This is a genomic window from Candidatus Aminicenantes bacterium (assembly GCA_026393795.1).
Lineage (GTDB): Bacteria > Acidobacteriota > Aminicenantia > UBA2199 > UBA2199 > UBA2199.
In genome coordinates this window covers 1-10,006 of sequence record JAPKZL010000007.1, presented here as the reverse complement: position 1 = coordinate 10,006, position 10,006 = coordinate 1, and the positions used below count along the sequence as shown (strand labels likewise).

At 59.2% G+C, this 10,006-nt stretch carries 10 protein-coding genes and 1 tRNA gene; 5 read left to right on the top strand and 6 right to left on the bottom strand.

From position 1 onward, the window contains the following. Nucleotides 1-42: 42 nt before the first annotated feature. On the top strand, nt 43-1,104 hold the full coding sequence (locus tag NTW95_00440) for an endonuclease/exonuclease/phosphatase family protein (protein MCX6555893.1): 1,062 nt from the start codon (nt 43-45) through the stop codon (nt 1,102-1,104). Nucleotides 1,105-1,144: 40 nt separating this feature from the next. Here NTW95_00440 and truB read toward each other — a convergent pair whose 3' ends face one another. Genes truB through nusA form a run of 6 tightly spaced genes read right to left on the bottom strand, consistent with a single transcriptional unit; the run spans nt 1,145 to nt 7,151 of the window. Then, nucleotides 1,145-2,062 carry a tRNA pseudouridine(55) synthase TruB gene (gene truB / locus NTW95_00435; protein ID MCX6555892.1) on the bottom strand — a complete coding sequence of 306 codons (918 nt, stop codon included), beginning with the start codon at nt 2,060-2,062 and terminating at the stop codon, nt 1,145-1,147. Next, nucleotides 2,059-3,009: a bifunctional oligoribonuclease/PAP phosphatase NrnA gene (locus NTW95_00430; protein ID MCX6555891.1), complete on the bottom strand. Its 951-nt coding sequence runs from the start codon at nt 3,007-3,009 to the stop codon at nt 2,059-2,061. Before NTW95_00430 ends, truB begins: the two co-directional genes overlap by 4 nt. Continuing rightward, nucleotides 2,990-3,337 carry a 30S ribosome-binding factor RbfA gene (gene rbfA / locus NTW95_00425; GenBank protein ID MCX6555890.1) on the bottom strand — a complete coding sequence of 116 codons (348 nt, stop codon included), beginning with the start codon at nt 3,335-3,337 and terminating at the stop codon, nt 2,990-2,992. The genes NTW95_00430 and rbfA overlap by 20 nt, the downstream gene beginning before the upstream one ends. Nucleotides 3,338-3,339: 2 nt before the next feature. Further along, on the bottom strand, nt 3,340-3,621 hold the full coding sequence (locus NTW95_00420) for a DUF503 domain-containing protein (GenBank protein ID MCX6555889.1): 282 nt from the start codon (nt 3,619-3,621) through the stop codon (nt 3,340-3,342). Beyond that, the gene (gene infB / locus NTW95_00415; GenBank protein MCX6555888.1) at nt 3,618-6,077 is read right to left on the bottom strand and encodes a translation initiation factor IF-2; all 2,460 of its coding nucleotides are present in this window, start codon (nt 6,075-6,077) and stop codon (nt 3,618-3,620) included. The genes NTW95_00420 and infB overlap by 4 nt, the downstream gene beginning before the upstream one ends. Nucleotides 6,078-6,089: 12 nt before the next feature. Further along, complete coding sequence (nusA, locus tag NTW95_00410; GenBank protein MCX6555887.1) at nt 6,090-7,151, bottom strand: transcription termination factor NusA; 1,062 nt, start codon at nt 7,149-7,151, stop codon at nt 6,090-6,092. Nucleotides 7,152-7,366: 215 nt separating this feature from the next. Here nusA and NTW95_00405 point away from each other — a divergent pair, with 215 nt between their 5' ends. The 4 genes from NTW95_00405 to infC all read left to right on the top strand — a co-directional run. Continuing rightward, nucleotides 7,367-7,642, top strand: coding sequence for an HU family DNA-binding protein (locus NTW95_00405; protein MCX6555886.1), 276 nt, complete (start codon nt 7,367-7,369; stop codon nt 7,640-7,642). 12 nt (nt 7,643-7,654) lie between these two features. Further along, nucleotides 7,655-7,728 (top strand) — tRNA-Val (locus NTW95_00400). Nucleotides 7,729-7,736: 8 nt separating this feature from the next. Further along, the gene (thrS, locus tag NTW95_00395; protein ID MCX6555885.1) at nt 7,737-9,593 is read left to right on the top strand and encodes a threonine--tRNA ligase; all 1,857 of its coding nucleotides are present in this window, start codon (nt 7,737-7,739) and stop codon (nt 9,591-9,593) included. Next, on the top strand, nt 9,580-10,006 hold a 427-nt coding region (gene infC / locus NTW95_00390), incomplete at its 3' end, for a translation initiation factor IF-3 (GenBank protein ID MCX6555884.1). The genes thrS and infC, both read left to right, overlap by 14 nt.

Below are 10,006 nucleotides of genomic sequence, written 5' to 3'. Positions count from 1 at the left end.
CCCTGATCGGCCGCCTGCTGAAGAAATTGTTCGGCTGAGATCATGATCCGCAAACTTTCGCAATGGCTGCTGGCGCTCATCGGGGTGCCAACGCTGATCGTTTTCCTCTTCCTGGCGTTCCTGACGGTAAGCGACTACAGGCCGGCGCCGGCGGTCCTTTTGGGCATTGACAACAACCAGGCTCGGCTGCTGCCGAAGAACGTCCCGTTCACCGTCATGACCTTCAACATCGGCTACTGCGGACTCGACGCCGGGGAAGATTTTTTCATGGATGGCGGCACGCACTCCCGCTGCCGGAGCCTGGAACAGACGCGGACCAACCTGGAGGAAATCACCCGTTTCCTGATTGCAGCAGCACCGGACCTGCTGGCCTTACAGGAGGTGGACAGCCGCGCCTCAAGAAGCTACCAGGTCGACGAACGCACCTATCTGCAGGCCAGTTTCCCCGGCCATGGCGCGGCTTTCGCCGTCAATTACCAGGTGGCCTGGGTGCCGGTGCCGTTGACACGCCCCATGGGCGCGGTAAAGAGCGGCTTGCTGACCCTCTGCCGCTATCGGATGGACGCCGCCGTCCGCTACCGCTACCCGGGCAGCGAAGCCTGGCCGCGGCAACTGGCCGAGCTTGACCGCTGTTTTCTGCAAACGCGGCTGCCGCTGGCCGGGGGCGGGGAACTGCTGCTGCTCAACTCCCATTTGTCGGTTTTTGACAAGGGGGGGAGGATCAGAAAGCAGCAGTTGGCCTATCTGCGCCGGCATGTCATGGCCGAATACAGAAAAGGCAACCACGTGATCGTCGGCGGCGATTGGAACCACGGCCTGCCTGGTACCGACGCCAAACTTTTCAAGGCAACCATGGCGCCGCCGGGATGGTACGTGATGGTGCCGGACGACTTTACTCCGCCGGGTTTCGCCTGGGCGGTCGATAGGACCATGCCCACGGTCCGCAGCAACGGCACGGCCTACCGGCAGGGCGAGAACTTCGTCGCGGTCATCGACGGCTTCCTGGTCTCCCCCAACGTGGAGATCGTAAAGGTGAGCGGACAGAATCTGGCTTTCCGCAACAGCGACCACAACCCGGTCGCGGCGGTTTTCATCCTGCGCTAGGACTTCCCCGCTGAGCCGCGCGGATGCCGGCTTTTACAGGTCAAGCGCCAGACTCGTCCTCGGGGAAGACCAGGGAGGATTTGAAGCTCATGGCCTGAGGTTCTTTCTCGGCGATGGCCAGCAGCTTGCCGGCATCGTCGAATATCCTGAAAAAATCGTTGCTGACACCGGGGAAGATTTTCATGATGTCCGACGCCTTCAGGGGCATGCCGTTGCAGATGCAGCGCTTGCCGGCTGGATTGACGATCATCTTGGCATACTCGCCGAGGAGCATTTCGATGGGAATGACCGCCTGCAGACCATTGCCGGCAACGGCCAGAGCTTCGATCTCGCCCAGGGTCCGCGCCTGCTGCAGGGTGAAAGCGCCGATCTTTTCCCTTTTCAATTCAAGCAAAAAGGCGCCGACCCCGAGCTTCTGGCCCAGGTCATGGGCCAGCGAGCGGATATAGGTGCCGGCCGATGTCAGCGCGGCGAACTCCAGCGTCTCGGCATCGATCACCCGGCCCGTCAACTGGTGGATGTTCACCGCGGCGGGTTTGACCGCGACCTCCTGGTTGCACCGGGCATATTTGTAAAGCGGCCGGCCCTTGAATTTCTTGGCCGAGAACATCGGCGGCAGCTGCATCTGCGCGCCGCGAAACGGGGCCAGCAACGCCTCCAGGTCGACGCGGGACAGGTCGATGTCCTGCTTGCCGCCCTGCGGTTCGCCCTCGGAATCATAGGTGCTGGTCGCGAAGCCGAAGCGGATCAGGCCGGTGTACAATTTTTCCTGCTTGACGTAGAAATCGAAAAAACGGGTGGCCTGGCCCAGGGCGATCAGGATCACGCCAGTGGCTTGCGGGTCCAGGGTCCCGAAATGGCCGGCTTTCTTGGTGCCGTACAGGCGGCGGATCTTCTCGACCACGCTGTGCGAGGTGATCCCCTTTTCCTTATTGACGACGATCAGGCCGTGGATCATTGGAGTTGGCCGCGGATCAGCTGCAGGATCTCTTTCTTGGCCGCCGCCAACGAACCGCGGTAGAAGAAGCCGGCCGCGTGGGGGTGGCCGCCGCCGTTGAATGCCTGGGCGACCTGCCGGGCGGAAAAACGGTCACGGGCGCGGATGGAGACGCGGAAGTAGTCGGCGGCGATCTCCTTGAAAAACAGCACCACCTGCACGCCCTGGATCGAGCGGGCGATGGCGATGATATCCTCGGTCTCGATTTCCTTCAGGCTGATGCGCTCGAGGAACGAGCGTTGGAAATCGATCATGGCCACGCGCTGGCCCAGGGCCAATTCCAGGGTGGACAGCACCTTGGACAGCATCTGGATCTTTTCGAGCGGGTTGGCGTTGAACAGCAGGTTGCTGACCTCGCAGGGGGCGAAGCCGCCGCGGTCCGCCAGATCGGAGGCGATAGCCAGCGACTCAAGCCTGGTGTTGGAATACTTGAACGAGCCGGTTTCGGAGGCGATGGCCGCATAGAGATTGAAGGCGATGTCGCGGCTGAAGACAACGCCCAGCTCGCGGCCCAGGTCGTAGATCAGTTCACCGACGGCCGCGGCTTCCGGTACCACCCAGTTGAGATCGGCGTCCAGGCTGCTGCCGGCATGGTGGTCGATGTTGACGCAGAAATAGTTCTTCAGGTTCTTTTGTCCGGTCCGCTCCTCGCCGCCGCCTTCGATCAGCACCACCAGGTCGAAGGGCTCTGGGTCGATTTGGCGGAGGCGGAGATCTCCGTAGCCGGGAAGCAGGTTGATGGGATGGGGGGCTGAATCGACGTTGCAGTAACACGTCTCCTTGCCCATTTGCCTGAACATGAGATTCAGGGCCAGTCCGCTGCCGATGGAATCGGCGTCGGGGCGGACATGGGAGCTGATGGCGATGGTGCGGGCTTTGCGGATTCGTTCAGCTATTTGTGTTTTCATGGTCGTTGGGCTTGCCGATGACGGCGATCTTCTGATCGAAGACGAATGCCAGGTCCTTGCGGAATTGGAGTTCGGGCATGTGGCGCAAAATCATTTTTTTTGCTAACTGGCGCTTGATGAACCCTTGCGAGCGCTGCAGCTGCGCCAGGATGTCGTCGAGGGCCTGCAGCGGTGACGAAATGAAGATGTCGGCCTTTTTCAAGTCGGCGCTGATCTCGATGCGCGCGATGCTCACGAACGTGAAGTCGGGATTCAGGCTGTCCTTCATCAGGATTTCCCCCAGGGACTGCTTGAGGGTGCTGGCGAATTTTTCCAGGCGGTAGGACATGACTAGAAATACTGGACCTTCATCTGGGTGATCTGGACGGGATAGTTCAGGAAGATGAAATCCTCGATCTGTTTGAAAGTGCTGTCCAGGATGTTCCGGCCGGCTGCCAGCGAGACGATGGAAATCTGGGCTTTCTGCCATAGCTCCTGATCGCCGCTCTCGGCGACGGCGATATTGAACTTGTTTTTCAGGCGTTTCTTCAGGCTGGTCAGCAGCTGCCTTTTTTCCTTCAGGCTGTGGAACTGCTCATTGATCAGGTCGATCACCAGCATGCCGATCATCATGGCAGGATGGTTGTTTCGTACACGTCCAGGAGATCGCCGACCTCGATGGTGTTGAAATTCTTGATGCGGATGCCGCACTCGGTTCCGGCCCTGACTTCCGACACCTCGTCCTTGATCCGCTTCAGGGATTCGATCTCGCCTTCAAAGACCAGGTCGTCGCCGCGCATGACCTTGATTTTGGACTTGCGGGTGACCTTGCCGTCGCGCACGACGCAGCCGGCCACGATGCCCACATTGGAGATCTTGAATTTCTGCAGGATCTCTACCTTGCCGATCAGGGTTTGCTGGTACTGCGGGCCGATCTTGCCCTTGACGGCTTTTTCAATGTCCTCGACCAGGTGGTAGATCACGTTGTACAGCCTGATTTCCACCTTTTCCTGCTGGGCGAGGGAGAGGATCTTCTGCGGGGTTTTGACGTTGAAGCCGAGGATGACCGCCCGGGCCGTCGAAGCCAGCAGAATGTCGCTCTCGGTGATGTTGCCCAGCCCGCTGTGCAGGATTTCGATCTTCAGCTTTTCCTGGCTGAGGCGGTTGAGGGTCAGACCCAGAACCTCGGCCGAGCCGAAGTTGTCGGCCTTGACGATCACCGGGAAAACCTGGACGACATTCTGCTCCACCAGCTGGAAGAGGTTCTGCAGGCTCAGCCTCTTTTCGGCGAGGAAATCCTTGCTTTTCGCGGCCTTCAGGCTGATCTGGCGCATTTCGATGACTTTCCTGGCCTTTTCTAGGTCGTCGATGACCTGGAAAACGTCGCCCGCCTGGGGCAGCGCTTCGAAACCCATGATCTCGATCGGGTCGGGAACCTGGGCGCTATTGAGCATCTTGCCGCTGTCGTCGAAAATCGACTTGATCTTGCCCAGATCGCTGCCGCAGATGAAGTAGTCTCCCTTTTTCAGCTGGCCGTGCTGGATCAGCACGGTGCCGATCGGGCCGAGCTGGGGATCGAGCCTGGATTCGATGATCGTTCCCCGGGCCGGGATCTGGATGTAGGCCTTGAGTTCCTGCATCTGGGCGACCAGCTGGATCATCTCCAGCAGGGTATCCAGGTTCTTGTTGAACTTGGCCGAGATTTCCACCGATACCACCTTGCCGCCCCAGCTTTCCACCAGGATGTTGTGCTTGTTCAGCTCCTGCTTGATCTTTTCGCTGTCCGCCCCCTGGATGTCGATCTTGTTGATGGCCACGATCATCGGCACCTTGGCGGCCTGGGCGTGGTTGATGGCTTCCACGGTCTGCGGCTGCACGCCGTCGTTGGCGGCCACCACCAGGATGACGATGTCGGTGACCTGCGCCCCGCGGGCGCGCAGGTTGGTGAACGCTTCGTGCCCCGGCGTGTCGATGAAAACGATCGCGCCGTCGGCGGTCTGAAGCTTGTAGGCGCCGATTTTCTGGGTGATGCCGCCGGCTTCCTTTTCCGCCACCCGGGTCTTGCGCAGCGTATCCAGCAGCGTCGTTTTGCCGTGGTCGACATGGCCCATGACCGTGACGATCGGCGGCCGGGGAATCAGCTGGCTGCCGCTCTTGGCCAAGTAGCTCTGGAACAGGTAATCCTCATAGGGGAGGATTTCCAACGCCACGCCGAGATCGGCGCATATTTTTTCGATATCGGCGCGGTCGATGATCTGGTTGCCCTGGTAATTCATTTTCAGCTGGGCGATTTTATCTTCCAGCGGCTTCAGCTTGAGGTTCAGCTTTTCGGCCAGTTCCTTCATGGTGCAGAAATCGGTGATCTGGATGTGGCTGGGCAGAACGACCGCCACGGCCGGCTTTTCCTTTTTGGGAGGGTGAAATTTGGGTGCGGCCGGTTCATGGCGGCGAGGATGATATTGCGGCTGCTGCCTCCTGAACGGCGACGGGGCCGGTATGAAAGGCGCCGGGGCCGGCCGGGGCGGCCTCTGCGCTTCGGGTTCCGGGCGGACGGCTTTCTTGACGTCGGGGGCTTTTGCCGGCGCTGCCGTCGGCTTGGCCGCGGCGTCCCGGTGTGGGGCTGCCGTCGGCTTGGCCGCGGCGTCCCCGTGGGGGACTGCCGGCGGCGGCGTCGCCGCCTTGACCGGCTTGGCAACGGGTTCGCTGACAACGGTTTTTTTCTCGGCCGGCTTTTTCTCCGGCGCTTTTTTCTCGGCCGCCCGCGGGGAGACCGGGGCCGGTTTCTTTTCGGCGGCGGCCTTTTTTTTCGCCGGCGCTGCCGGCGGCTTGGCCGCGGCGTCCCCGTGGGGGGCTGCCGGCGGCGGCGCGGCCGCTTTGGCCTTGGCCGCGGCCCCTTTTTTCGCGGCGGTCTCAAGGGTCGTTATCTTTTCCGGGCTGGCCGCGAATTCGCGGAGCAGTTCGAGCTGGTCGACGGGGATTACCGAGGAGTGCGATTTGACTGGCAGATTTACTTTTTCCAAAAAGAACATGGCCAGTTTATTTGCTATTTCAAATTGCTTGGTGGCTTCATGAAGTTTGATGGTTGCCATGGGATCGCCCTCCTATTGTTTTTTTTGCCCCTCTTCGAGATGTTCGAACTTGCGGTTGGATATCTGGATATCCCACTGGGTGAGCTTGGAAGCGAGCTTGATGTTGACTCCCTTCTTGCCGATGGCCGCCGACAGCGTCTCGTCCTTGACGGTCACCTCGGCCAAGTGGTTTTCCGGATCGATCAGGTGCACCTTGACGACTTCGGCCGGGGTTAGGGCGGAAGCGATGAAGCGCTCCGGCACGCTGCTCCAGGCGATGACGTCGATCCGTTCGCCCCGCAGTTCCTTGCTGATGGCCAGGACGCGGTTGCCGTTCATGCCGACGATGGCGCCGACCGGGTCGATGGCCTTGTCGGTCGAGTAGACGGCCACTTTTGATTTGACCCCCGGTTCGCGCGCGATGGCGTAGATCTTGACGATGTTCTCGGCCACTTCGGGCACTTCCTTCTTGATCAGCTCGGCCACGAAATCATTCATGTAGCGGGTGGCCAGGACCAGGGGGCCCTTGCCTTCGACGAAAACCCGCTTGATCAGGAAATTGATGACCTCGCCGCGCCTGAAAACATCCTTGGGGGAGAGTTCCTTGGGCGGCAGGATGGCCTCGCCCATTTCCAGGCCGAGGATGATGTTGTTGTTCTCGATGCGGCGTATCTCCCCGCTCATCAGTGTCCCGGCCAGCGGCGCGTACCGTTCGTAAATGTTTTCCTGTTCGGCCTTGAGTATCTTCTGCAGGATGATCTGTTTGGCGGTCTGGGCGGCGACACGGCCCAGGGTCTCGCCGGGCATGTGAATCTTGATGACGTCACCTTCCCTGGCCTTGGAGTCGTATTTCAGGGCGTCTTTCCAGTAGATCTGCGCCAGCGGGTCGGTGATCTCCTTGACCACCATCTTGCTGACATAGACCTCGATCGTCCCTTTCACTTCGTCGATCTCGATTTGGACGTCGGCTTCGGGGTCAAAAAACCGCTTGGAAACAATCAGCAGCGCTTCTTTGATGGCAGAAAAAAAGATGTCGGGATTGACGCCGCGCTCCCGACTGATCTGCATGATGCTTTTCAACAATTCTTCTGCCATGTAAGTGCCTCAGTTTGCTCATTTTTTGAGTAATTTATTGTAATGGATTTTCGCGCAAAAAGCAAATTTCGTCTTTTTACGCCATGGGCCGGGAGGGGCAAAATGCCGAATCGGCCGCCGTGGCGATGGCAAGCCCGGGTTTGTTTTTTGACGGTGGGTATTGACTTCCGGTTCCTTTTGAGGTAAATTGACTCCTGACGTTAAGGAGGATATTAATGAACAAGAATGAAATTGCCCAGCACATGATTAAAGATTCCACTATCATCAAGAGCAATGCCATCAAAGTCATTGATACACTGGTCACAGTGATCGGTGATGTGTTGAAAAAAAAGAACGGGAAAGTGACGTTGGTCGGTTTCGGAACCTTCAAGGTGATCGAGAAGAAAGCCAAGGTGGGCAGAAACCCCAAGACCGGCGCCAAGATCAACATCCCCAAGAAGAAGGTGCCCAAGTTCGTGGCCGGCAAAGAACTGAAAGCGCTGATCAAATAGGCAGGCTAGCAAAGGCGCGTAGCCCAGTTGGTTAGAGCGCTACCTTGACACGGTAGAGGTCGGCGGTTCGAGCCCGCCCGCGCCTATGTTCACCATGGAAAGAAAAAAAGCGATTTTGCTTAAGGTAAACGGCGACCTGAAGGAGATCGGTGCGCCGGTTGCCCCCGGGAACGACATGCAGGAGATCACCCCGGACTCCCCCGAAGCGTTGGAAGTCTACCGCCATTCCTGCGCCCACCTCCTGGCCCAGGCCGTACTCGAATTATTCCCCGACGCCCAGTACGGTATCGGCCCGGCCGTGGAAAACGGCTTTTATTACGATTTTCTGCTGGCAAGCCCCTTCGTAGAAAGCGACCTGGAAAAAATCGCCAGCAAAATGGCGCACCTGGTGAAGCAAAACCAGCCGATCCAGAAGCTGACTTGGTCCAAACAACAAGCCGTCGAGTATTTCCGCGCGCGCCGGCAGTCCTTGAAGCTGGAATTGCTCGAGGAAAAAGTAACCGGCGACGAGGTCTCCGTATTCAAACAGGGCGATTTCGTTGACCTGTGCCGCGGCCCGCACCTCCCGGCCACCGGCCTGCTGAAGCATTCCAAGCTGCTCAGCGTGGCCGCCGCCTATTGGAAGGGCGACGAGAAAAGCCATTCGCTGCAGCGGGTGTACGGCACCGTATTTCCCGACGCCGAGGCCTTGCAGGAGCATCTCCGGCTTTTGAAGGAGGCCAAGGAGCGCGACCACCGGCTGCTGGGCAGGAGCCTCGACCTTTTCTCCCTGCAGGAGGAAGCCGGCCCGGGTCTTGTTTACTGGCACCCCAAAGGGGCGCGCATGCGCAACGAGATCGAGGCCTATTGGAAAAAAAGGCATTACCAGGGCGGTTACGAACTTCTCTATACGCCGCACATCGGCCGGGAATGGCTGTGGCAGACGTCGGGGCACCTGGATTTTTACAAGGACTCCATGTACTCGCCCATGGACATCGACGGCATGAATTACTATCTGAAACCCATGAATTGCCCGTTCCATATCATGATCTACAAATCGACCCAGCGTTCCTATCGTGACCTGCCGCTGCGCTGGGCCGAACTGGGAACCGTCTACCGCTACGAGCGCAGCGGCACCCTGCACGGCTTGCTGCGCGTGCGCGGTTTTACCCAGGACGACGCCCACATCATCTGCACCCCCGAACAGATCGACGATGAAATCCTGCGCGTCCTCGATTTCTCACTCGACCTGCTCAAGTCCTTCGGCTTCAACGATTTCAAGATCGAGCTTTCCGTCCGTGATCCGCGCATTACCGGCAAGTACGCCGGCAGCGATGCCATGTGGGTTCAGGCTGAAGCCTCCCTGGTCGCGGCCCTGACCGTGCGCCAGCTGGCCTACCAGCGCATGGAGGGCGAGGCGGTGTTCTACGGACCCAAGATCGACATCAAGATCAAGGACGCCCTGGGGCGCCATTGGCAATGCACCACCATCCAGTTCGATTTCAACATGTCGGCGCGCTTCGACATGAAGTACATCGGCGCCGACGGTAGCGCTCATCAGCCGTACATGGTGCACCGGGCGCTTCTGGGTTCGCTGGAGCGTTTTTTCGGGGTCTTGATCGAGCATTACAACGGCTTCTTCCCGCTCTGGCTGGCGCCAGTCCAGGTGGCCATCGCTCCGGTGAGCGACGACTGCCTGCCTTACGCGCGCGGCGTGCTTGAGCAGCTGCGGCAGAACGACCTGCGCGCCGAGCTGGATGCCCGCTCCCAGGGGGTCAACCGCAAGATCCGCGACGCGGAAATCCAGAAGATTCCCTATATCATCGTCATCGGCACCCAGGAGCAGCAGGAGGGGAACATCTCCTACCGCATCCACAAGCAGGGCGACCAGGGCAAAATGGCGCTTCCCGCGTTCATCGCTAAAATAAAAACAAAAGTAGAGGAAAAAAGCCAAACTTATGAGATTCAGTAAACCCATTCCCAAGAAAAACCCGCATCGGATCAACGAGGAGATCACGGCCAAGGAAATCCGCCTGATCGACGAGGAAAAGAACCAGGTCGGCATCCTTTCCGTCGCCCAGGCCATGGAGATCGCCAGGGAAAAAGAGCTGGACCTGGTCGAGATTTCGCCCGAGGCCAAGCCGCCGGTCTGCCGCATCCTCGACTACGGCAAGTACCTCTATGCGCTGCAGAAAAAGGCCCATGAGGCCCAGCGCCACCAGAGGAAAATCCTGGTCAAGGAGATCAAGTTCACCCCGGTCATCGGCGAGCACGACGTCGAAGTCAAGCTGAAAAAGATCAGGGAATTCCTGGCCGAGGGCAACAAGGTCAAGGTGACGGTCTGGTTGCGCGGGCGCCAGAAACGGAAACCGGAGATGCTGGACG